This window comes from Algicola sagamiensis DSM 14643, assembly GCF_000374485.1.
GTDB classification, from domain to species: Bacteria; Pseudomonadota; Gammaproteobacteria; order Enterobacterales; family Alteromonadaceae; genus Algicola; species Algicola sagamiensis.
The window spans coordinates 1-22,407 of the sequence record NZ_KB894492.1; the positions used below are offsets into that span (position 1 = coordinate 1).

Sequence of the window (22,407 nt, forward strand, 5' to 3'; positions counted from 1 at the left end):
CCTCTGTGATTCAAAGTCAAGGATTAAATTTAACGTTTCTTATCAACATTTAATTTGAACCTTAACCTTCTAAAATCTCGCTTTGAATCGTTTTCCTAAGCGAGGCGGCCATTTTACGATGTTTTCTTTCGAAGTCAACCTTTATTTTGAAAGTTAATTTCGAAGAACCTCTTCTCAACAACCTCACCTTCAGTCGCCGGCTTGTTTGCCCTGCCCCCTGTTGGTGTGGGAGCGCATTATAGAGATTTCACAAATCTCCGCAACCCCTTTTTTCACTTTTTTTGTAATTTTCTTTCTCTTTGGTGATTAACAAATCAAATTGCATGTTTTATCCTCTAATATCTACATTATTCAGGGAGAGGACTGTATTAATGATACAAATTAGGGCATTTCATGAAGCTGATGTGAAATCGCTTTGGGAGCTTTTTCATCACACCATCCATGATGTGAATCGTAAAGATTATTCCCAGGCACAACTCGATGCATGGTCTCCCCATCAATTCGATAAAGAATTATGGGCAGAACGTTATCAAAAGATACAGCCAATGATCGCTTATATAGATGATCCAGAATCAGGCATGACGATTGTTGGTTATGCGGACTTACAAAAAGACGGACTGATCGATCATTTCTTTTGCCATCACCAATATCAAGGACAAGGCGTCGGTCGAACGTTAATGCATGAAATACTGCATTTTGCGCAACACGGTCAATTACCAAGGCTGTACTCTCATGTCAGCTTGACTGCTAAACCCTTTTTTGAGCATTATGGTTTTCGTGTTGTGAAAAAAAGCAGGTCAACCTACATGGAGTCTTGCTCACAAACTTCCTCATGGAATACACAGTCAAAAAGTGAAACTCCATTATTCTTTTCTATATGCTTTCATTCTGGAGCCAAAGCCATGCCCCACCTCATTATAGAACTGGACAAGCAAACCGCTGATCAACATGATTTGCAGCACCTATGCGAGCGCTTCCATCATCAGTTATGTAAAACGGAGTTATTTCGCCCAGAACAAATCAAAGTTCGGGTCTACCTTATGGAAGCAAATACAAAGAATGGCCTGCAATCAAATGTTGCCCACTTAACCTTAAAAATTCTCGCTGGACGGACAACTGAGCAGAAACAGTCAGCTGCAAAAATACTTATTCAAACATTATCAGAATATTTTCCCGCTGCTGAAAAAACTGTAGAGATCATGGATATCTCAGAAATCTACCTGAAATCACCTGCCCCATAGTTGCTATCTCATAGTTGTTTTATAGCTGCTAAACTCATTCATACATATTTTATTCCAACACTTGTGGCCGAATGTTCTTACGCAGCTTCATATTTTTGATTTGTTTCACCACAGCTTATGCAACAGCGAGTGAGTTTGGCCTGGAGCTTGCGCATGATCCATACCCACCTTATGTCATTGAAGGAGCGGATAATCAAGGTCTAGTGTGCGATATCGTGCAGGGAATTTTCGCTGATATTGGTATACCCGTTCAATTTCATATCATCCCTTGGACACGCGCCCTCGAATTTGCCCGCCAAGGCAAATATGACGGGCTTATTAGTGCTTGGCACTCCGCAGAACGGGCTCAATTTGTTCATTTCAGTTATCCCTATATAACCAATCGGGTCCGTCTGTTATATAAAAAGGATAAGTATTCCAGAGTTGTGAACTTAAAAGACATCACACTTTCAAGAATCGGAACAATGCGAAATTATGCCTACGGGCCTCTTCTCGAATCCGTCAGTAATTACTATCTTATTCCCGCAGAGAAGTTTGAATCGAATATCAAGCTTATTTCAAATGACCGAGTTGACTTAGTCGCAGAAGATGAAGCTGTCGCAACTTATTATTTAAATCAAAAAATGCCAGGATGGCAAAAGAACTATCGCTTTTCTGAACTCATCATCGTAGAAAAAACGATGCAACTTGCATTAAGCCAGAAATTGAAGGACCACAAGGAGATCACAGAGCGTTTCAATCAACAGCTCCTCATTTGGAAAAAGTCAGGAAAGTTAAAAGCACTCTACGAGGAGCACAAAATCCCCGCGTCTCTTATTCCTGAAGGAATCATTCCAAAGTAAGCCTCCTTTTGTATGAACGCTTTCTTGATTTACTCATCAATTTGTGTACAATTTTCCGACTCATTTTTTGGTATCGTTGTCATGAATCAATCAATCCAGTCCCAACATTATGATCATTTCCTTGATGCAAAAGGCCTCCGTTGCCCTGAGCCAGTCATGATGGTCCGTGGACAAGTTCGTAAAATGGGATCTGGCGAGCATTTGCTCGTTGAGGCCGATGACCCATCAACAACACGAGACATCCCATCTTTTTGCCGTTTTATGGATCATGAATTGGTTCATGCGCAAACAAATGAACAACCTTATCAATATCTCATACGAAAAGGCTAGTCACGTTTCTCTTTTTTTAGATAAGCCCTCTAAACTTAGAAAGTATCTTTTCTAATCACTGATGATGGTTTATGCAACTGAAGTCCCGAGACTGGTGGCGACATTTTTTAGAAGTTGATATTAGCCGAAATATAGAAGAAAAACGCAAGACTCTCGTGCTTTTGTTCTTCAGCTATGTGTGCACCGCCGTGCTATTTATGTTTGGTCTTAGGCATTTATTTGAACCCAATGGTTTTATGATTGCTTTAATATTCCCAACTGTTGTTCTCGCGATTGGTAATATTTTATATTTTCATTGGAAAAAAGAACTCTCTCATTGCTGTCGAATGGCTTCATTCATTGTCAGTTTTCTCATGATAATTCTTGTTTATAGCGGTGGTCATAATAATACGGCTCTGTACTGGGTATATCCTTTTCCATTGGCCGTGATGATTTTACTTGGAGTCCGACATGGAATATTGGTTAGCTTCTTTATGTATGCAGTTTTCGTTTTTCTCCTTTACGAACCCAATATCATTATTGCGGAATATCGAAGTGAAGAAAAAACTCGATTCTTAGCTTCATTATTCACTGTCATGGCGATGAGCTTTATCAGTGAATACTTTCGGGAAAAAAGTCATCAGGAAATGGCTTCGTTTTCCTTTGATAACCAACAACAAGCCAATATGGACCCACTCACCCAACTCCCTAACCGCCGTTTTGTTGATACTTATTACCTCAGTACCAGTGCTGCTGCTGTCGTTCATTATCCGATGGGGGTTCTTGTCGCTGATATTGATCACTTCAAATCAATTAATGACAGCTATGGCCATGACGCCGGTGATATCGTCTTAAAAGAAGTCGCACAAACGTTGAAGAAGGATTTAAGATTGACTGATGTTGTCGCGCGAATGGGTGGAGAAGAGTTCTTGATCCTCCTTCCGAATACACAACTTACCTATACCTATACAATTGCAGAGAAAATTCGAAAAACAATTGATGAACTCATCGTAACCATCACAGATGAGCAAGAAGTCGATGTAACAATTAGCATTGGAGTAAGCAGCGCTTTAACAACAAGAGATATCAGCGCCAGCTTAAAAGAAGCTGACGCCAGGCTTTATGAAGCAAAAAATACCGGAAGAAATCGTGTTTGCTAAGTTTTAGGGCGCTTCACATAAACTTTTGGGTTATTTGGATCGCGTTTATCCAAAAAGAATGAGTACGAACCTTCTGCTTCAGCAGTAAAGATGAAGTTTTCAAAGAGTGCGGAGCAATTCGCTTCTACAGTCTTCCCTACCATCACCTTACGATCTTTTTTCGTTTTATAGCCACAATTGATCCCTTTCGACCAATCTTTGTCTGCAAAACGGAATGAGAGCTGCTGTTGGCTTTTTAAAGATAAATTAGCACGATATATACGATGCTCTACCTCTTGAAGGCGTGCAGATTCTGCAACCTGCCACAAATCCAAATCAGTTCGCAAATATACAGCTTTTCCGTTTAACTCAGCGGGTTTAGGGTACGCACCGCTAGTCGTAGTAGTTGCGGTCTTCTCAGGTTCGGAAGGACTCTCTGATGAGGTTAAACCACATCCAGTCACCAAAATACCACTGACAAGAACAGCTGAAATGACGCTCAGACGCATCGTCGCTCCTTACAACTTTTTGTTTGTTTTCATTCGTGTTTGTAGGCCAGAGCACCATGCACTTTATGGTGCACCTCACATTATGGTGCGAAATACGAGGAATTGTAAATAGAATCACAGGGATTTTGCAAAAAACCCCTGTGATTTTACAAGACTATGATTGGAGAAGAGAAATATCAGCGATTTGAACGAAAAGTTTTCTCAATTGAGACAACATGGTCAGACGATTTACTTTCACGGCTTCATCTTCAGCCATCACCATGACATGATCGAAGAATGCATCGATTGCTTCTTTTAACTCAGATAAAGCAGTCAGTGCATGCTGATAATCACCAGTACCCATCATGGGTTCAACACGCTCTTTCATCGCATCAATTTGAGATGCTAATGCTTGCTCCTGAACTTCACTAAGCAAAGATGCATCCACTTGCTCTGGCAACTCACCGGAATACTTAGCAAGGATATTTCCTACACGTTTATTGGCAGCAGCTAAACTTTCAGCGGATGGTAATGTTCTAAAGTGATTTACAGCTTTAATCCGTTTGTCAAAGTCAGCAGGCTCTGTTGGGCGTTTTGCCAAAACTGCCTGGATAACATCAACTGCAACACCTTCATCTTGATACCAGCTACGAAAACGGCCCAACATGAAGTCCACAACATCAGCAACAACTTTGTCGTTTGTAAGACGCCCCTGATATTGTGACACAGCCTGCAATGCTAATCTTTCGATATCAAGCGGTAACTCTTTTTCGACAATAATACGCAAAGCACCAATCGCAGCTCTACGAAGTGCAAATGGATCTTTATCTCCTTTTGGTACCTGCCCAATACCAAATATACCAATTAAGGTATCCATCTTATCAGCAAGCGCGACGGCGCAACTTTCCATAGACTGTGGCAAGACATCACCAGAGAAGCGTGGTAAATACTGCTCATAAAGCGCATTTGCAACAACCTTGTCCTCACCATCATGCTGGGCATAGTATTTACCCATCACTCCCTGTACTTCAGGGAACTCCATGACCATTTCCGTCATCAAGTCTGTCTTACTCAATAAACCTGCGCGACGGGCAAGCAACGTATTCGCATGAAGCGATTCAGCGATGCATTCGGCTAAGGCGCCAATCCGCTCAGATTTTTCTTTCAAAGTGCCGAGCTGCTTTTGGAACAAGACGTTGCCCAATGAGATGATTCGGCTTTCCAATGTTTGCTTTTTATCTGTCTGGAAGAAAAACTCAGCATCTGCAAGTCGAGGGCGGATCACTTTTTCATTTCCAGAGATGACTTGTGAAGGATCTTTACTCTCTATATTGGAAACAAATATAAATTGGTTCGTCAGCTTGCCTGCTTGATCAAAAACAGGGAAGTATTTCTGATTGTCTTTCATGGAATAAGACAGCGCTTCTGCTGGCACATCGAGAAACTTTTCTTCGAAAGTACCAACTAGGGTCACAGGCCATTCAACCAACGCTGTAACTTCATCTAATAAGCTGTCATCATCTTCAACGTGACCACCCAGCTTCGTCGCTTCCGCTTCGATTTGTTTTTTAATTATTGATTTCCGTTCATCAAAACAGGCGATAACATAACCAGACTTCAATGTTTCTTCATAACTAGACGCATCCGAAATTTCTAACATGCCCGGATGGTGAAAACGGTGCCCTTGAGACTGACGTGCAGAACTCAGCCCAAGAACCGTACCTTCAATCAACATATCTCCATATAGCATTGTCAGTGTTTTTACTGGACGAATAAACTGTACTGAAGAACGACCCCAACGCATTGGTTTTGGAATCGGAAGCTTTTTCAATGCAGTTGCAACGATCTCAGGCATGATCTGTGTGACCGTTTTTCCTTTCACCTCTGCTTTATGAAGAAGCCATGCACCTTTTTCTGTTTCAAGACGCTCCGCCTGATCAACAGTGATCCCATTAGAACGCGCCCAGCCTTCAGCTGCTTTCGTCGGTTGACCTTCTGCATCGAACGCAGCCTGTAAACTAGGGCCTCGCTTCTCAACAACCTTATCTTTTTGCTGTGCAACCAATGCCTTTATACGAATCGCTAATCGACGTGGTGAAGCAAAATAAACAACATCTTCAAAATCGAGGTCTGCTTGTTTCAGTTCATCTTGAATGTTATCTGCGAATGCAGTCGCGAGACGACGCAGAGATTTTGGTGGCAATTCTTCTGTGCCAAGTTCAACTAAAAAATCTTGTGTACTCATGCCTTATCTCCTACGCCACATCTTCACTATTATCTGTTTTCGATTCAGTTGTATTACATAGCGGGAAACCAAGCTTTTCTCGTGATTCATAGAAGGCTTCCGCAATTGCTTTGGATAAAGTTCTCACGCGAAGAATATAGCGTTGACGTTCTGTCACAGAAATCGCATGACGTGCATCAAGCATATTGAAAGCATGTGATGCTTTCATCACTTGCTCATAAGCTGGTAATGGAAGGCCTTGCTCAATCAAATGCTCACAATCCTTTTCACATTGATCAAATGTTCTAAACAGTGACTCGACATCTGCATGTTCGAAATTATATGTGGATTGCTCAACTTCATTTTGATGGAATACATCACCATATGTGACACGACCAAGAGGACCGTCAGCCCAAACGAGGTCATAAATACTATCTACACCCTGGATATACATCGCCAAGCGCTCTAGGCCATATGTGATCTCACCAGAGATTGGCGAGCATTCCAAGCCACCGCATTGTTGGAAGTACGTAAACTGAGTCACTTCCATGCCATTGAGCCATACTTCCCAGCCCAGCCCCCAGGCTCCCAGTGTTGGTGACTCCCAATTGTCTTCCACAAATCGTATATCATGAACCAAAGTATCAATACCAAGTTCACGCAAAGAACCAAGATAGAGCTCCTGAATATCACCAGGAGATGGCTTGAGGATCACCTGAAATTGATAGTATTGTTGAAGGCGATTTGGGTTCTCACCATATCGACCATCCGTAGGTCGACGACATGGTTGTACATAAGCAAAGTTTGCAGGCTCGGGACCAATAGCTTTCAAAAAAGTCATCGGATGGAATGTCCCTGCGCCGACTTCCATATCTAAGGGTTGTATGATCACGCACCCTTGACGTGCCCAATAATCTTGTAATGCCAGGATAAGTCCCTGGAATGTCTTTAAATTATAATTCGCCATAATTCTATCTAGAGTTCTTACTGTCAATGCGCTTGAAGAAAATACCGCCAAGTATACCCGCTGTCGCAACCAATATGTAGCGTAATTCATACCATCTCCAAAGGAGGTGGGTTATCAATCATAATAAAAAGCTCCAGCACATGACCAGAGCTTTTGAAAAAAGAAGGTGTGAGTGAACGAGGAATTTGAGAAAACTAAGATCGATTTTAAAACACTAGCTTGCTGATTGAGGTAGCTCGTCAGGTGAATAAATAACCAACAATAACCCCATAATAATGATTACCATTCCTATAATCATTGTCCAAGTAATCGTTTCGCCTAAAATCATTGCCGATAGTATCAGCGAGGTGATTGGCATGATAACCGTAAATACACCAGCAACCGTCGCATCAACTTTATCAACACCACTAAACCATAAGATAAAGGAAATGATATTCACAAATACAGCAGTATAAAGAATTGGGATCCAATCCGTACTTGTTGTACTCAATAAGTCAAAATTCTGGAGGTCATATATTCCAAAAGGTAAAAAAAGCACCGAACCAATGACGCATAAATAAAAATTGGAGGTAATCGGGTTCAATGACTCATAGGTCAGCTTTTTACGAAAAACAGTAAACATCGCTTCACATATCATAGCCAGTAGAATTAACCCTACCCCCGCAAGAACCCACCAATTACGACTAAGCATCAGCTCTGATGATTGGCAAATAGCAACACCAATCATACAGAACAAGATCCCAGCCATCACACTTGGACTCACTTTTTCGCGTAAGATGCACATCGAAAGCAGCGCAATCACGACAGGTGTTAAAGCGATCAAAATGCCAGCCATCGAAGCCGATGACCAGTAAAGGCCATACAGAAAAAATACTCGAAATAAAACAACACCAAATAATGTCTGCAAGCCTATTAATTTCAACTGTGAAAAGTTCAACTTAGGGACATGTCCCACCATCACCCTATGAACAAAATACATCCCTATTGACGCTAACATCAAAGCAATTAAACTCGAGAGCATCACGGGAAAAACTTCAATCACTTTTTTTCCAACTACAGACAAGCTGCCTACGATCACCATCGCAAAAGTTAATTCTATATAAGCAACATTTTTTTGATTCATCCTCAAGCTCCTCAATCAGTGTTACGTACTTGTTCAATCAATTCTTGAACTTTCACGATAGACTTGATACCTACTTGTTTTTCTTTTTCAACACCAGAACACACATCAACGACTGAAGGACTTAAAAGTTGAATATGTTGCTTCACATTCGCAGGGGTTAATCCCCCAGCCAACCACGTATCCGCCAATTGTGTTTGCGGCAATTCGGTTACATAACTTTGCCAGTCAAAGGTGTCCCCGTTTCCCGCTCCTGGATCGATAAGATGATTAAGGAAATTATCAGGCTTGTTAGACTGAGGCCCCTTTAACCAATCCAGCGGATGAATACGCTGGATCACCGGACAATTAATTTGTGCTAAGAATTCAGAAGGCTCATTACCATGTAACTGGACAATATTTGCAGGGAATACGTCCAGTACAGATTGAATGAACGACAACGATTGATTCATAAATACTGCGACTGATTGACTTGTTTTCGGCATATGTCGAAGCAGGTTGGCACAAGATTGAGCTGTTAACTGCCTTTTGGACCCCTCCACAAAGATAAAACCGATGTAATCTACGCCAAGCTCTCCAAGAGAGACAACATCCTGTTGTTGTGTCACTCCACACACCTTAATACGGGTATCATTCATAATGAGAAACCTCACGCATGAATATTGCCGCATTATCTATGGCAGATTGAGGCTCCTTTAATTCTTCAATGAGCGCGCTACCAATGATGACACCATCAACTTCTTGAGCGGCTTGGGAGACTTGCTCTGCACTGCCAATACCAAAGCCTAGTGCTATTGGTGTTTGCGTGTATTCTCTGATTTTCGAGCATAATGGTCCTAAATTCACGGGTAATTGTTTACGCTTACCCGTGACGCCAGTAACAGAGATTAAGTAAATAAAACCAGATGCTTGTTTGGCGATTTTCTCAAGACGTTGTTCGGAAATATTAGGGGGGACAAAGTGAATGAGATGAACTTGATATTCATCCAGCAAACCTTTGAGCATTTTGCTCTCTTCTAACGGAAGATCGGGTACGACAATCCCGGTGACACCGACATCCCGACACTGTCGGACAAAATTCTCAAGGCCCTGTTGCAACAAAATATTATAGTAAGTCATGATCACCAGCGTTGCAGAGTGTTTCTTTTCTGCATAAGCCGCGAGAATATCGAACACTTTTTCAGGAGTTGTGCCATTCTCTAGTGATATTTGCGAAGATGCTTGTATGACTGGACCATCTGCGACTGGATCACTATAGGGTATGCCAACTTCTATAATATCAGCGCCGTTTTCAGAAAGCGTTTCTAGCAGTGGTAATGATAACTGCTGGCTGGGATAACCCATCGTTAAAAATGGCATCAGTGCCGCCCGGTTACGTGCCTTTGCGTCGATAAACTTCTTATCCAGCTTGTTTGTGAATTGATTCTTCATCATTTATCCTTTTTTTTACTACGCTCAAAAATAGCCATCATGTCCTTGTCTCCACGACCGCTTATATTCACTATCACTCTATCCCCTTGAAGGAATGTATCTTTGAGCTTCACTAAACCCGCAATTGCATGCGCACTTTCTAGGGCCGGAATAATACCCTCAGTCCTCGTTAACAGTTTTAACCCTTCCAGAGCTTCTTCATCTTTCACACTGTGATATTCTGCCCGTTTTTGTTGCCAGAGTTGCGCATGCTCTGGGCCAACCATTGCATAATCCAATCCTGGAGCGATACTATGCGTCTCCTCAACTTGTCCATCACTATTTTGCATTAAAAATGAGTAACAACCTTGAAGAACACCAGCTTTGGGATCAACGCTAGAAGCAAGGCGCACTGAATGTCGTCCACTCTGGATACCATCCCCCTCAGCCTCAATACCAATTAACCTTACCGATGGGTCATGAATGAAGGTATGAAATAGCCCGATGGCGTTGGAACCACCACCTACACAGGCAACAACGGCAGTTGGGAGTTCACCTGGAAACTTAGACTGGAAAGCTTGTTTTGCTTCGATTCCTATTACTTTTTGAAACTCTCGAACAACCACTGGATAAGGATGAGGGCCTAAAGCAGATCCAAGCAAATAATAGGTATCATCAACATGGGTTACCCAATCTCTGATTGCTTCATTAATTGCATCTTTCAGGGTCTTTGTTCCGTTATCGACCTCAACAACCGTTGCACCTAGCATTTCCATTCTAAATACGTTCAGTTGTTGCCGAGCGACATCTACGGCACCCATATAAATCGTGCAATCCAAACCTAACAAAGCACAAACTGTTGCAGTTGCCACTCCGTGTTGGCCAGCCCCTGTTTCGGCAATAATACGTCGCTTCCCCATTCGCTTTGCGAGCAAAGCCTGACCCAGTGCATTATTAATTTTATGCGCTCCAGTATGGGCAAGATCTTCCCTTTTCAGCCAAATTTCGAACCCTAGTTCTTGTGATAGGTTTTTTGCATAAGTTAAGGGTGTGGGTCGACCAACATATTCTTCAAGCAAACCGCGTAGTTCACTGCGAAAACCTTCATCACGGGTTATCTCATCAATTTGGTTCACGATCCCTTCGATAGCTGGCATAAGAGTTTCCGGTACAAAGCAACCACCATAAGCACCATAATAAGAAGCCATATCACTAAAGTTGGCATAGAATGTCTCATCCATGGTATCCAGCTGACTATTCATATTTCACTCCAATATTTTGTAAATTTGCCACTGCTTGCTCTATCCCCTTGAATGTCTCGTCCTTGCTCACTCCCGGGACCTGACATCCTAATAGCCATACGTTTTTTGTCTCTTCATGAATAGCTTGGGTTTGACTATCACGCACTGAAAACAATGAAAGCACCTTTTCTTGATCGCTCAGTACAAGTAGATTGCGCTCTAACTCAACATGTTTATCAGACCCAATTCCCTGAAATAACTCTCCACCTTCACTGAAGTTAAGCTGTAAATTTCCTTCTACATGCGCTGCGTCAAACACACCAAGCGATACTTCTGTTTGCAGTGCCGCTATATTCACTGCATCAACCACCGGATGGATACGAGGAAATCGAATGGTATCTTTCGTGAAACCACGAGTGATGAGATTCGCGACTGAAGGAGGCTGCTTCTTTATGTTCAACCCTAAAGACTTCATAAAATCAACATAAGGTTTTTGTCCTTGGGAACTCATCACCTCAGAGCGACTTTTTCCATTCCACTTCAAGTGAATTTGTTGGATTTCCTCCTCCCATGTTTCTTCAACCATTGCGTTGATCGATAATTGAATCGCCCATACATGAACACCTGGTAATGCTTTCTTTACTGCTTCTGATTTTATGATTTCTTCAATGTTTTTTGAGACGACCCTCGTCATATTCATATGATTATTATTCATCTACATTCCCTATTGGTTCATGCTATTTATCCGCAGCATTGATAAATGTAAAAGTATCGAGTAGAGACAAATTCAGGTCTGTTGCAGAAATCAACTGCTCTGATTCAATGAGAATATTGTAATGATTAGGAAAATGGCATTCATCAAAACCAACAACAGTGCCAAGTTGTTCTTCGTTCGCCAAAACAAGATCACCCTTCTCAATCACACCTGCATTATGGATTTCTACAAAACCGATAAACCCAACGTCGTTCACACGATCACCTGCCTCAAGATTGCGCTGAGTTGTTGTAACTAACTCATGGACTTCACCGCGTCGAACACATCGGGATTCAAATTCGATCAGTGTCATGCCGCGATCCCTTTGCTTATGAAACAGCTTCTTGACGAGCAGGCTTTTAACAGGGATCTTCACGTCTGTGCTCAGATCACAGTGAGGATACGTTTCGTTCGAGATCATGCTGCTCTTCTACCTCTAGTGCATAACAGTGCTTCACAAGTTTGACGGCTGAAAGACCTTCTTCTCCAGCCCCACGACGTTCGGTAATATGCAAAACAAAATCATCAATCACTCGTGCATATTCATGAAAGAGTGACGACTTAAATGCCACACTGCCACGCAACATATCGCTGCTCAGGACTCGACCATCTTTCATGGTAAAAACAACTCGCTTATCTTCCCCCTTTTGATACGCCCAATCTAAATAGGTTGTAGCCGTTAAACCTTGATGATTTTCCAAATTAACCACTGCTTCGATATCCATTCCCTTATCATCACGAGCAATCTCAACCTTTTTCACAGCCAAAGGTCCTATGAGCCACTCCAGAGTATCAAATGCATTCGGCCCATTATCTGCGATACAACCACCACCACACTTTTCAGGATCGAGATACCAGGTATCATTCCCAGCATGCTCTTCTATTTTTTCCAGGTAATAAATATCAACGTGACTCACCTCATCCAGCGAAGATACTTGCTGCTTTAATTCGATAAGAGGCTGGTTATAACGGCGATGAAAAGCAGTAAACAACGTCAACTCTGTCCGTTGAGCGACCTGTTTTAGCTTTTTTGCTTCATCGACATTTAAAGTTAAAGGCTTCTCACAACATACATGCTTTCCATATGCCAAGGCATCCTGACAAGCTTTGAAATGCAAATCATTCGGTAAATTGATAACCACAGCATCAATTGATGGATCTTTCAGGAGTTCAAGATAATCTGAGTACGTACAAACATCAGTGTCTAAATATGGCTCGGTCTTCGAATCATCTAGATCACACACAGCCTTCAGCTTTGCTGTCATCGATTGAGGGAAAGCGGCCAAATAATACTGTGCAATCACACCAAGCCCAATAATACCGATATGAATCATCATATTACCTCTAACTGTTCAATATTGTTTTCTAAGGCATAGCCGTTTAATTCCTCGAGGACTACGCATGGAATAGGAATCCCCCCTGCTTCACGCTGAGTTCGTAAGTGCGCATCAGGTAACCCAGCGTATTGTAAGGAGTCAAACCCATCAAAAGTCGGTTCTGATAAATAACCATCTAACATTTGAGCCATACGCTGCTTGAATAATGCTGGAGGCAGGAAATTACCAATGTTAATCGCTAAAAAGAAATGGCCGACTTCATTTTGTTTTCCTTGCTGGGCTGTTGTTGGTAAATCCGCACCAGATAAGACGCCCGATAAGATTTCAACCATCAAGTTCAGGCCAAAGCCTTTATGTCCACCCGACGACTTCTCCCATCCGCCTAAACCTGGTAAAAACGCATGATTTGCAAAATATGCATCCGCATCTGTCACAGGATCACCTTGAGCGTCATAGAGCCAATGTGCTGATACCTCAGACTGCTTTGCTTTTGCTTGCTTGATTTTTCCACTTGCACAAACGCTTGTGCTCATATCCAATACAAAATCAGGCATATTGTTGACTGGGGCAGCAAGTGCAATAGGATTGGTTCCAATGACTGGACGCTGGCTACCCATGACATGTGCAACTGGCTTCGAACCGAGATTCGTCATTGATATTGCGAGCATATTGTCTCTCAATGCGAATTGAGAATAATAACCTGCCGCACCAAAATGGGTACTATTCCGAACACAGGCAATACCAACACCAAACTTTTTCGCTTTCTCGATGGCCAACTCAATCGCCTTTTGACCAGCATTCAAACCAAGCATTCGATTCGCATTAAGCGACACGGTAGCTGCTGTATCTTGGATCACTGACATTTCTGCGTGAGGATAGATTTCCCCACTACGAATTCCATTCACATAGATCGAAATAAGATTCAGCACACCGTGTGTATCTAATCCAGCCATGTCGGCGTACACAAGCGTTTCTGCTGCTTGTTTTGCCAAACATTGTGCAACACCTTCATTTAAAAATACTTTTTCAATAAACTGCTTGAGTTGATTAAACTCGACTAAAAAATCCTTCATCACTCTTCCTTAAGCCTTAGCCTTCATCGGTTGAAATATTTCTTTGCTGTGATTCTGCGCAGACTGTTCACTAAACTGGTTTAAAAGATTGAAAATAGACTGGCTATAGGTCTCTAAATCCTGAATAAATATCTCTTCCTGGTCTGTATGGGCACCATTTAACTCAAGCGAACCAGGTCCATACATAATGGAATAACAATCATGACGTTGTCCCCACATCGCATCACAAGTAAAAGTTCTCTCGCTATTTAGGTGCCTTTCGACACCTGCATGCGATAGCATTCGCTCATATGTTTCGCTGCGGTTACTGAGTACAGGAAGCCCCTTTTTCAACCATCGAAATGATAAAACTTCATCTAGCTCTTCTGCTGATAACTTAAACAAGTTGAGCGATTTAAATTCGTCTTTAAAATCGAGTCTTGCTTGCTCAAAAGCCTCAGAAAATAATTGTTCAACTTTTCTTCCTGCCACTTGAGAATGATATGCAAAGTTAATCAGCAATCTTCCTGTTCCATACACTCGATTGTGCATCTCTCCCGTATGTAGCCCAGAGATTGTCATTTTGACATCGATAGCATCCATTCGTGGTGCAAGTGTTTTACTTAATGAGACCACCATGGAAGATAATATTGCGGTCGCATTATGAGCAGAAGCGGGGGAATCATCCGTCGAACCTTGGCCATCGACAGACACTTCTACTGTCATGGATGTGGTCGAACAGTCAAAATATCGACCTTCGGATGGGATAACAAATAGGTTCAATGCGCCGTAAAACCCTTGCTCAAAAAGCAGTTTGGTTCCATAGGTCCCCATCGCACCGCCTTCTTCCCCCCCAACAACCTGAATCAGGACACCTGTATTATCACTATCTGGTCGGTTTTTTAACCACTGTGCGACTGCAGCAAGGACAGCAACGCCAGGTCCTTTATTATCAATCACTCCTCTCCCTTTGAGCTTCCCATCTTGCTCACTGACTGGTAATACTGGCCCAACGGTATCCATATGGAAGTTAAACATGATGGTTTGCTCACGGTTACACCACTCGCCAAAACCAAGCACAATTGAGGGTTGATTTCTAAAGAAGTCTTCAGGGCAAGTGCCGTATTTGGATTTGACCGAAAGGGGTAAGCTGTCATTATCTTCCCCAATGACTCGTGCTACCTGCTGAAACCCTAATTCAGCAGCAGAGCGGGCAAAAAGCTCATGGGCTTGTTCAAGGTTCGAAAGAACGCCCCCTTCCATGGGCGTAACCGTGTCAATTTCCAGTAGTTGATGAAGTAAGGTCTGATACTTCTTATGAAACAACATATTCGATTGAGTCACCCTACCACCTCACACGTTCTGTGAGTGTTAGACACGGTAGACTGCGACTCTTTTAAAAGGTCTAGTGCAATCACACCATAACGAATGTAGCGCTCACTCATATCTGAGTAACTAAGTTGGTTAGCCCCTTCATGAACGATCATTTCAATATGAGGTTCTATGGAAAACAACCCCTGATAACCTTTCTTCATCAAGGTTTTTAATTGATGACTTAGCGAAGCTTTCCCTTGTCCGGGATAGGTGTAACGGACATGTCCACCCTCTTTCACAATGCCATCTTTTATATGAACATGTACAATTGAATCAAAACATTGCTCAAGAAAGTCACTTGGTTTATTTTTATAAGCCAGCCCATTCCCCAAATCTAAAAGGAGTTTTAATGCAGGAGATGAAATTGATTGAAGAAGATACTGCGTATTATCAGCATTGACCCCAGCCCAACCACTACAATTTTCATGGACAAGTATCACGCCACCTTTCTCTGCCATTTCGACCAGCTTATGAATTCGTGTAATAGAACGATCTCGCCATTCTTTTTCGCCATACCCGCTGTTCAAGTAAGACATAATACGAATATAGCGATTCCCAGTAAGCTGGCTAAACTCGATCAGCCGTTCTAACTCGCATTGCTCTGTGTCCATGTCAAAATCAACAGTGCGTTGCCAGTTACCAATACGCGATGCCAAGCAATTGACTTGTAAACCCGCAGTTGAAAGTTGATTTGCTACTGCCACTGCTTCTTTACTAGTTAATGTATCGACTGGCTTTCCCATAATATTTCGTAGCTCAATGTACTTCCAACCAAGTCGTTGATGCGCTTTCATCTGAGAGGATAAACTTTGCCCTGCCTCATCAGAAACACCTGAAATTCGTTCAATCATTATCCCTCCGAACAAATGCGCTTAAAGCTTCTCTTACTTCAAGAAGAGCCGCATCACTCAGTTCAGGGTAAGTTGGCAATGCAACTGCCTGCTGGGCGATTTTATTGGCATGGGCAAAACTATCAACATTCTCTACCCATGGTAAAAATGCTGGTTGAGCGGTCAACGCCAAAGGAAAACCTTGTTTTGCTTCTATATCGTGATCTTGAAGAAATTCAATGAGTTCCTTTGGTTTGTCACATAGGAATACATAACTATAGGGAACCTCAGTAACGACTGATGTTGGCATCAATGACTTTTGTCGAATCCAGCCCAACTCATCAATTACTTTATCGTAGAATTCTGCTATCTCTCTGCGGCGAGCATTGTGATTATCAAGGTGTGAGAGCTTATATTGCAAAAAGGCTGCATTAATATCATCCATTCTACTGTTATAACCCAGCAAGAAATGTGTAAAACGAACTTGACCATCCTGACCATGATTACGGTACATATTGCACTTTCGATGGAGTTTTTTGTCTTTGGTCACAATAATCCCTGCATCTCCTAAGCCACCTAATGGCTTGGCGGGAAAAAATGAATATACACCAATATCTCCAGTTAAACCGGCTGGGACACCATCGATGACACCACCTAGACAGGTTGCACTATCTTCCAATATAGAAATATGTTTTGGTAATGCTGACTTTAATGCCGCAACATCCATGAGTCGACGGTATAAATGAACTGCTATCACTGCTTTTGTTCGTGCAGTCATTTTTTCGATGACAGCTTCCGGACACAACATGAACGTCTTTGGCTCAACATCGACAAAAACCGGTGTTGCACCGACAGAAACAATCGCACTCGCTGTAGAAACATAAGAATAAGCAGGCGTGATCACCTCATCTCCAGGACCAATACCCAACGCCTTAAGCGCAATGGTCATTCCCATTGATGCAGAGCTGACGCCAGAACAATACACATTGGTATGCATTGTCATTTTATCCTGCAAAAACTGAGATAATGCGTTCTCAAACGATAAGACAGATTCTTTCAGAATAAATTGGCCTGAAGCACAATGCGCTTCAATCAAAGTTGGTAATCGTTCAGGAAGATCCTTGAATCGCTCAGAATAATTAAAAAATGAAATTGCCATAACGATTTATCCTTGGAAGAATTCACGAATACTATGGATGATTTTGTCTAGTTGTTCTTGCTTCATCTCGGCAAACATCGGTAAAGCAATAGCTTGAGAAGCACTCTTTTCTGCCACAGGAAAATCACCCCGCATATACCCTAAACGACGACAAATTGGCTGAAGATGAAGCGGAGTTGGATAATATGTTTCTGTCACGATCCCCCCTTTGGCTAAATAGTGAGAAAGTGCATCCCGATCTTCAACCTCAATCAAGTACACATAATCCACTCGGTTAGATACATAATCACGCCCGATAAATGTTGGGGTTCGTATCACTTGTGGGATTTTCTGTAGATGGCTCGTTAAATAGTCAGTATGTGCAGCTCTTCTCTGAATATTCTCTTCTAATTGCGTCAAACGAGCGCGCAATATCATGGCTTGCCATTCATCCATTCGGCTATTAAAGCCAATGCACTGTGCAATACCTGATTCATTTCGCCCTAGATTTCTAAGCATCCTGCAATTTGTCGCAAAATCATCATCGTTACTCAGGAGCATTCCGGCATCACCAAGTGCGCCAAGCGTTTTCGTCGGGAAAAATGACAATACCCCCCCGATACCAAAGCCTCCTGCATGAGTTTGCTGTTGGAACATACTGATAGCCTCTGCACTATCTTCAAAAATTATTAATTCATACTTTTCAGCTATTCGCTGAATACGAGGCATATCAGCCATTTGACAGAAAAGATGCACTGGCATAATGGCTTTTGTCTTGTCGGTAATCGCTTCTTCGATTAAGTCAGCATCAATGGCATACGTTTCAGGTTCGATATCAACAAATACTGGGGTAGCACCAACATGAAGAATGCTTGATACCGAGGCAAAAAAGGAATAACAAGGAACAATAACCTCATCTCCAGGACCAATTCCTGCTGCAGTGAGGCCAATGATCAGACCATCGGTGCCATTACCAACAGCGACCGCGTGCTTAATATTTGTCAGGTTTTCAATTTCTCTTTCAAAATGTTCAACTTGCTGACCATTGACTAATTGGTTCTGCTCAATCAGTTTAACTAATTCAGGTGACCAATTACGCATGAGTGTATTTATTTCATTTTGGTTGTCATAAAACGGTACTGGCATTGACTGTTGCTCCATGATTTTTCAAAGTCGTTCCTTGAAAGCCGATTTCGGTTTTCGTCGTGGATGCGAGGCGTTTCGCTTGTTCTAAAATCTCGACTTTATATTCATTAAAACTTAAATCCATCCCCAGCGGTTTGTCTGTATCTGGAGATTGCTGACTGCGAATAAAATATTGATAAGCATTGATAAAACAGAGTGTTAAGGGGTCATCAAATAGCAATTTGTTAGCAATATCATGACCAAGAGGGGATGTAATCAAAAGGCGGGAATAACTATCATCTCCCCCAGAAGGAAATGCTGCTCTTATTTTATAACCAAGCTCAGTAACGACTTCTAGATAACGCTCACGAGCAGTATGAACTAGACTTGAGCGCAATTCAGATTTCACCCCATTGACATGGGAAAGAGTGAGATCACCAATCCCTAAGTTCGGAATCGCTTTATCTGGCATAATCATGTCTTCAACTCTAGCTTCCTCAAGCTCTGCAGGACCTCCTAGAAATAATGCAAGCGCTACCTGATGAGGCATTTCAATATCAAATACATGCTCACCACTGCGTTGCCGAGAGCGCATAAAGCGAGACTTGTTCTGCACAACAGTAATTTGTTTTAAATTTCCATATTCTTGTGATTCCAACAGACGAACTACTTCTGTTACAGCAGCACTACTTACCCAATTTGCTACGACCAGTATTTTTGCTTCGTAAAAGCGTTCCAATGCAATCAGCTGACGTAATTCCTCTTGTGTAGAAACCGCTGGCTTTTCAACAATAATTTGTCGATAACCGCACTCTAAAGCAGTTTTGATATTGTCGAAGTGGTATTGCGGTGGGGAGCAAACATGTAATACACGATAATCAGCCTGCTCATTGGGAATTGGTGTTAACTCAGTTTGGCATATAACATCCACATCAGTGATATTCGCCAGTAAAGACTGCTTATCAATCGCGACAACACCTGGTTTAAGAACATTATTCCAACCTAGCTGAAGCATTTTGGACAGACATCGATGATGTAAACTCCGCCCTGCAAATCCGTACCCCATAATTATTACTCTTAGCATAATCCCTGCCTTTTCCATCAATTATGAACTAAAGGTTGTGCTTTTAAGAAAACCACAACCGAATAACATTACGACTCTAATTAAGAGATTTCCTTTAGCTTAAGAGCTCGTTTATTTTCGCGGGTATGTCACTATGTTTAACGATGGACTCGCCAACAAGAATTGCATCAAATCCAAGAGACTCCATCAATTGGACATCTTCTCTAGTATGAATGCCACTTTCGCTGACAGTAATAATATGTTCAGGAATGAAGGAAATGAGCTTTTTGGTTTTCTCAAAATCCGTTTCAAATGTTTCTAGATCTCGGTTGTTGATCCCAATAATTTCAGCACCAGCCTCAAGTGCTCTTTTTATATCACTCTCATCAAAAGTCTCGACCAATGCTGACATACCGAGTTCTTTCGTTTTTTGGATCAGACTACAGAGCGTCGATTGGTCTAATATTCTAACAATGAGTAGAACTGCATCAGCATTTGATGCTCTTGCTTCATATAGCTGGTATTCAGATGAGATAAAATCCTTAAACATTACCGGAAGTGTAATGTCAGAATCGCTAGCAATTTTTCTTACAATATCCGCCCCACCCCCAAAAAAGTGCTCATCACCGAGTACAGAAATTACAGAAGCGCCTGACCTAGCATATTCTTTGGCTATTTCAAGGTGATTAAAATCAGGTTTCAAAGTGCCTTTAGATGGGGATTTTTTCTTAACTTCTGAAATGAGGGAAATGGTGCCTTCTGATAAGGCCAATTTAAAATCTCTAGGTTTTCTAGCTGATGCTACTCGTTCTATTAACTCTTCTACCGAGGTGTTTTTCTTTTTACTTTCTGTTTCATGCTTCTTATAAGCAACAATATCTTCCAACATCAGAAACTTTCCTTTACAAGTAAAAAACAATTACTACATTAATATTCACTCTACATTCAATGACATACGCATTGTTGATTAATTAAATGACAAAATCAATATAAATCATCATTATTCGTTTATAAAAAAGGAACTGCTTAAAAATGCCAAATTTTAAATAATAATTTATTATGATTTACTGTTTTTTATGCACTTAGAGCTTCCAGTTTATCCCTAAAATCATTACTCTTGTCCAGAATGTTCTTAATTTTTGATATCTTTTTGCTAAAAACCGGATTATATCGAACGTAAAGATTTAAGCCTTTTTATTAGGTTTTTCTTAGGATCTTATCTATGAGGGAATATAAAATGAGCATTATGCATGATAAAGTAGTGTCAGTTATTGGACTAGGTTATGTTGGACTGCCAGTGGCAGTTGCCTTTGGAAAACAAAAGAAATGTATTGGCTTTGATATAAACAAACAGCGCATTGAAGAGTTAAAGTCGGGAATTGACTCAACCAATGAGATCACTTCAGAGGAACTTCAATCATCAAATATCACTTTTACGACCAACCCTTCAGACATTGCTAAAGCCGATTTTCATATTATTAGTGTGCCAACACCAATTAATTCATCAAAACAACCTGATTTAACCCCCCTACTAAAAGCTTCAGAAACAATTGCTCCACACTTAAAAAAAGGGGACATAATTGTCTATGAGTCAACGGTTTACCCTGGAACAACAGAGGAAGATTGCGTACCCATACTTGAAGAGGTTTCTGGGCTCAAGTGTGGTCAAGACTTCCATGTTGGCTACTCGCCAGAGAGAATCAATCCTGGGGATAAAGAACGAAGTTTCACAACCATTTTAAAGATTGTTGCAGCACAGACACCCGCCACCTTAGATGTGATTTCGGAAGTATATGGGTCGGTCGTGAAGGCTGGGGTTCACCGAGTTGATAGCATTAAAGTTGCTGAAGCTGCAAAAGTGATAGAGAACACTCAGCGTGATCTTAACATTGCTTTGATGAATGAGCTGGCTATTATCTTTAACCATATGGGCATTGATACAACTAAAGTACTGGAAGCAGCAGGAACAAAGTGGAATTTTATCAAGTTTACACCTGGTCTAGTTGGTGGACATTGTATCGGTGTTGACCCTTATTACCTTACCTATAAGGCTAAACAACTCGGCTACCAGCCCGATGTGATCCTTGCAGGACGAAAGATTAATGATGGAATGGGAGATTACCTATCGACTTTAGTCATTAAAAAAATGACTCAGCAAGGTTTGATGGTGAATGGTTCCAGAGTTGCAATTTTAGGCTTAACGTTTAAGGAAAATTGTCCCGACATTCGTAATACAAAAGTAACAGATATCATTGAAGGATTAAACTCATGGGGGTGCAACATATTTGTTCATGACCCATATGCAAATGCTGATGAGGTCAAACAAGAATATAATATTAATTTGATATCTATGAATGATTTAACAGATATGGATGCCATCATTATTGCAGTTGCACATGACTATTATCAGGAAATGTCTGTTAGTGAGTATGAAAAACTGTCTAACAAGAATACTATTATTTTTGATATAAAAGGAGTTACTCGTAGTGATGATTTCGATGATAGCTCCCTAAATATATGGCGTATGTAATATCCGTCTTACACTGATGCATTATTTAGAGTTGCTTGAGATATGACAGACCAGTTTTTTGGTCATTCTAACTCTGAACTACTCTCCCTTATGCATTTCTTTGCCCCACTCAAAGTAAACTCCACGTACATGCGCGTGTGCCATCGAAATCAGCATGGCCTTTGATAACTAGACGAATACCATCATCAGTATCAGTATCAGTATCAGTATCAGTATCAGTATC

At 41.5% G+C, this 22,407-nt stretch carries 22 protein-coding genes; 5 read left to right on the forward strand and 17 right to left on the reverse strand.

Annotated elements, in window-relative coordinates; translation table 11 throughout:
* The first annotated feature begins 371 nt into the window (after positions 1 to 371).
* The 4 genes from C505_RS24705 (at position 372) to C505_RS0103490 (ending at position 3,552) form a co-directional block, all read left to right on the forward strand.
* A complete protein-coding gene (locus C505_RS24705) occupies positions 372 to 1,241 on the forward strand; it encodes a GNAT family N-acetyltransferase (RefSeq protein WP_245556328.1) in 870 nt (289 codons plus the stop codon).
* A gap of 71 nt (positions 1,242 to 1,312) precedes the next feature.
* Entirely contained in the window at positions 1,313 to 2,083 is a 771-nt protein-coding gene (locus tag C505_RS0103480; RefSeq protein ID WP_018691196.1) for a substrate-binding periplasmic protein, read from the forward strand.
* Positions 2,084 to 2,164: 81 nt separating this feature from the next.
* A complete protein-coding gene (tusA, locus tag C505_RS0103485) occupies positions 2,165 to 2,413 on the forward strand; it encodes a sulfurtransferase TusA (RefSeq protein WP_040439357.1) in 249 nt (82 codons plus the stop codon).
* Positions 2,414 to 2,484: 71 nt separating this feature from the next.
* The gene (locus C505_RS0103490) at positions 2,485 to 3,552 is read left to right on the forward strand and encodes a diguanylate cyclase (RefSeq protein ID WP_018691198.1); all 1,068 of its coding nucleotides are present in this window, start codon (positions 2,485 to 2,487) and stop codon (positions 3,550 to 3,552) included.
* Here C505_RS0103490 and C505_RS23430 read toward each other — a convergent pair.
* The 17 genes from C505_RS23430 to trpC all read right to left on the reverse strand — a co-directional run bounded on the left by C505_RS23430 (position 3,549) and on the right by trpC (position 20,543).
* Positions 3,549 to 4,040 (reverse strand): hypothetical protein, encoded by a 492-nt coding sequence (locus C505_RS23430; protein WP_018691199.1) that lies wholly within the window; start codon positions 4,038 to 4,040, stop codon positions 3,549 to 3,551. The two genes, C505_RS0103490 and C505_RS23430, sit on opposite strands and share 4 nt — an antisense overlap.
* Positions 4,041 to 4,194: 154 nt before the next feature.
* Positions 4,195 to 6,264, reverse strand: a complete 2,070-nt coding sequence (glyS, locus tag C505_RS0103500) for a glycine--tRNA ligase subunit beta (protein ID WP_018691200.1) — start codon at positions 6,262 to 6,264, stop codon at positions 4,195 to 4,197.
* Between the two features lie 10 nt (positions 6,265 to 6,274).
* A complete protein-coding gene (gene glyQ / locus C505_RS0103505) occupies positions 6,275 to 7,210 on the reverse strand; it encodes a glycine--tRNA ligase subunit alpha (protein ID WP_018691201.1) in 936 nt (311 codons plus the stop codon).
* Between the two features lie 214 nt (positions 7,211 to 7,424).
* On the reverse strand, positions 7,425 to 8,333 hold the full coding sequence (locus C505_RS0103510) for a DMT family transporter (protein WP_018691202.1): 909 nt from the start codon (positions 8,331 to 8,333) through the stop codon (positions 7,425 to 7,427).
* Positions 8,334 to 8,344: 11 nt separating this feature from the next.
* The gene (locus tag C505_RS0103515; protein ID WP_211215045.1) at positions 8,345 to 8,938 is read right to left on the reverse strand and encodes a phosphoribosylanthranilate isomerase; all 594 of its coding nucleotides are present in this window, start codon (positions 8,936 to 8,938) and stop codon (positions 8,345 to 8,347) included.
* A 22-nt stretch (positions 8,939 to 8,960) separates the two neighbouring features.
* Positions 8,961 to 9,761: a tryptophan synthase subunit alpha gene (gene trpA, locus C505_RS0103520; protein ID WP_040439362.1), complete on the reverse strand. Its 801-nt coding sequence runs from the start codon at positions 9,759 to 9,761 to the stop codon at positions 8,961 to 8,963.
* Entirely contained in the window at positions 9,761 to 11,002 is a 1,242-nt protein-coding gene (gene trpB / locus C505_RS0103525) for a tryptophan synthase subunit beta (RefSeq protein WP_018691205.1), read from the reverse strand. The genes trpA and trpB overlap by 1 nt, the downstream gene beginning before the upstream one ends.
* Complete coding sequence (locus tag C505_RS0103530) at positions 10,995 to 11,696, reverse strand: B3/B4 domain-containing protein (protein WP_018691206.1); 702 nt, start codon at positions 11,694 to 11,696, stop codon at positions 10,995 to 10,997. Before C505_RS0103530 ends, trpB begins: the two co-directional genes overlap by 8 nt.
* Positions 11,697 to 11,718: 22 nt before the next feature.
* Positions 11,719 to 12,156, reverse strand: coding sequence for a DUF6917 domain-containing protein (locus tag C505_RS0103535; RefSeq protein ID WP_018691207.1), 438 nt, complete (start codon positions 12,154 to 12,156; stop codon positions 11,719 to 11,721).
* Positions 12,125 to 13,072 (reverse strand): Gfo/Idh/MocA family protein, encoded by a 948-nt coding sequence (locus C505_RS0103540; protein ID WP_157368786.1) that lies wholly within the window; start codon positions 13,070 to 13,072, stop codon positions 12,125 to 12,127. Before C505_RS0103540 ends, C505_RS0103535 begins: the two co-directional genes overlap by 32 nt.
* Positions 13,069 to 14,145, reverse strand: coding sequence for an Ldh family oxidoreductase (locus C505_RS21300; protein WP_018691209.1), 1,077 nt, complete (start codon positions 14,143 to 14,145; stop codon positions 13,069 to 13,071). Before C505_RS21300 ends, C505_RS0103540 begins: the two co-directional genes overlap by 4 nt.
* 9 nt (positions 14,146 to 14,154) lie before the next feature.
* On the reverse strand, positions 14,155 to 15,468 hold the full coding sequence (locus C505_RS0103550; RefSeq protein WP_018691210.1) for a M20/M25/M40 family metallo-hydrolase: 1,314 nt from the start codon (positions 15,466 to 15,468) through the stop codon (positions 14,155 to 14,157).
* The gene (locus C505_RS21305) at positions 15,465 to 16,349 is read right to left on the reverse strand and encodes a sugar phosphate isomerase/epimerase family protein (RefSeq protein WP_018691211.1); all 885 of its coding nucleotides are present in this window, start codon (positions 16,347 to 16,349) and stop codon (positions 15,465 to 15,467) included. The genes C505_RS0103550 and C505_RS21305 overlap by 4 nt, the downstream gene beginning before the upstream one ends.
* On the reverse strand, positions 16,342 to 17,487 hold the full coding sequence (locus C505_RS0103560) for a DegT/DnrJ/EryC1/StrS family aminotransferase (RefSeq protein ID WP_018691212.1): 1,146 nt from the start codon (positions 17,485 to 17,487) through the stop codon (positions 16,342 to 16,344). The genes C505_RS21305 and C505_RS0103560 overlap by 8 nt, the downstream gene beginning before the upstream one ends.
* Positions 17,488 to 17,493: 6 nt before the next feature.
* Positions 17,494 to 18,627, reverse strand: a complete 1,134-nt coding sequence (locus tag C505_RS21310) for a DegT/DnrJ/EryC1/StrS family aminotransferase (protein WP_211215047.1) — start codon at positions 18,625 to 18,627, stop codon at positions 17,494 to 17,496.
* Positions 18,593 to 19,675 (reverse strand): Gfo/Idh/MocA family protein, encoded by a 1,083-nt coding sequence (locus C505_RS0103570; RefSeq protein WP_169336995.1) that lies wholly within the window; start codon positions 19,673 to 19,675, stop codon positions 18,593 to 18,595. Before C505_RS0103570 ends, C505_RS21310 begins: the two co-directional genes overlap by 35 nt.
* Before the next feature lie 94 nt (positions 19,676 to 19,769).
* Complete coding sequence (gene trpC, locus C505_RS0103575; RefSeq protein WP_018691215.1) at positions 19,770 to 20,543, reverse strand: indole-3-glycerol phosphate synthase TrpC; 774 nt, start codon at positions 20,541 to 20,543, stop codon at positions 19,770 to 19,772.
* Positions 20,544 to 20,891: 348 nt separating this feature from the next.
* On the opposite strand from trpC, the gene C505_RS0103580 reads away from it, so the two are divergent.
* Positions 20,892 to 22,184, forward strand: a complete 1,293-nt coding sequence (locus C505_RS0103580) for a nucleotide sugar dehydrogenase (protein ID WP_018691216.1) — start codon at positions 20,892 to 20,894, stop codon at positions 22,182 to 22,184.
* Positions 22,185 to 22,407 lie beyond the last annotated feature (223 nt).

What these genes read in the sequence shown, in the direction of transcription:
- glyQ (WP_018691201.1), bottom strand. Translation starts at nt 7,210, where the DNA reads ATGGCGAATTATAATTTAAAGACATTCCAGGGACTTATCCTGGCATTA.
- C505_RS0103530 (WP_018691206.1), bottom strand. Translation starts at nt 11,696, where the DNA reads ATGAATAATAATCATATGAATATGACGAGGGTCGTCTCAAAAAACATT.
- C505_RS24705 (WP_245556328.1), top strand. Translation starts at nt 372, where the DNA reads ATGATACAAATTAGGGCATTTCATGAAGCTGATGTGAAATCGCTTTGG.
- C505_RS0103510 (WP_018691202.1), bottom strand. Translation starts at nt 8,333, where the DNA reads ATGAATCAAAAAAATGTTGCTTATATAGAATTAACTTTTGCGATGGTG.
- C505_RS0103540 (WP_157368786.1), bottom strand. Translation starts at nt 13,072, where the DNA reads ATGATGATTCATATCGGTATTATTGGGCTTGGTGTGATTGCACAGTAT.
- trpC (WP_018691215.1), bottom strand. Translation starts at nt 20,543, where the DNA reads ATGTTGGAAGATATTGTTGCTTATAAGAAGCATGAAACAGAAAGTAAA.
- C505_RS0103535 (WP_018691207.1), bottom strand. Translation starts at nt 12,156, where the DNA reads ATGATCTCGAACGAAACGTATCCTCACTGTGATCTGAGCACAGACGTG.
- C505_RS21310 (WP_211215047.1), bottom strand. Translation starts at nt 18,627, where the DNA reads ATGGAGCAACAGTCAATGCCAGTACCGTTTTATGACAACCAAAATGAA.
- glyS (WP_018691200.1), bottom strand. Translation starts at nt 6,264, where the DNA reads ATGAGTACACAAGATTTTTTAGTTGAACTTGGCACAGAAGAATTGCCA.
- C505_RS0103560 (WP_018691212.1), bottom strand. Translation starts at nt 17,487, where the DNA reads ATGGCAATTTCATTTTTTAATTATTCTGAGCGATTCAAGGATCTTCCT.
- C505_RS21300 (WP_018691209.1), bottom strand. Translation starts at nt 14,145, where the DNA reads ATGAAGGATTTTTTAGTCGAGTTTAATCAACTCAAGCAGTTTATTGAA.
- trpB (WP_018691205.1), bottom strand. Translation starts at nt 11,002, where the DNA reads ATGAATAGTCAGCTGGATACCATGGATGAGACATTCTATGCCAACTTT.
- C505_RS0103580 (WP_018691216.1), top strand. Translation starts at nt 20,892, where the DNA reads ATGAGCATTATGCATGATAAAGTAGTGTCAGTTATTGGACTAGGTTAT.
- C505_RS21305 (WP_018691211.1), bottom strand. Translation starts at nt 16,349, where the DNA reads ATGATTGAACGAATTTCAGGTGTTTCTGATGAGGCAGGGCAAAGTTTA.
- C505_RS23430 (WP_018691199.1), bottom strand. Translation starts at nt 4,040, where the DNA reads ATGCGTCTGAGCGTCATTTCAGCTGTTCTTGTCAGTGGTATTTTGGTG.
- trpA (WP_040439362.1), bottom strand. Translation starts at nt 9,761, where the DNA reads ATGAAGAATCAATTCACAAACAAGCTGGATAAGAAGTTTATCGACGCA.
- tusA (WP_040439357.1), top strand. Translation starts at nt 2,165, where the DNA reads ATGAATCAATCAATCCAGTCCCAACATTATGATCATTTCCTTGATGCA.
- C505_RS0103490 (WP_018691198.1), top strand. Translation starts at nt 2,485, where the DNA reads ATGCAACTGAAGTCCCGAGACTGGTGGCGACATTTTTTAGAAGTTGAT.
- C505_RS0103570 (WP_169336995.1), bottom strand. Translation starts at nt 19,675, where the DNA reads ATGCTAAGAGTAATAATTATGGGGTACGGATTTGCAGGGCGGAGTTTA.
- C505_RS0103480 (WP_018691196.1), top strand. Translation starts at nt 1,313, where the DNA reads ATGTTCTTACGCAGCTTCATATTTTTGATTTGTTTCACCACAGCTTAT.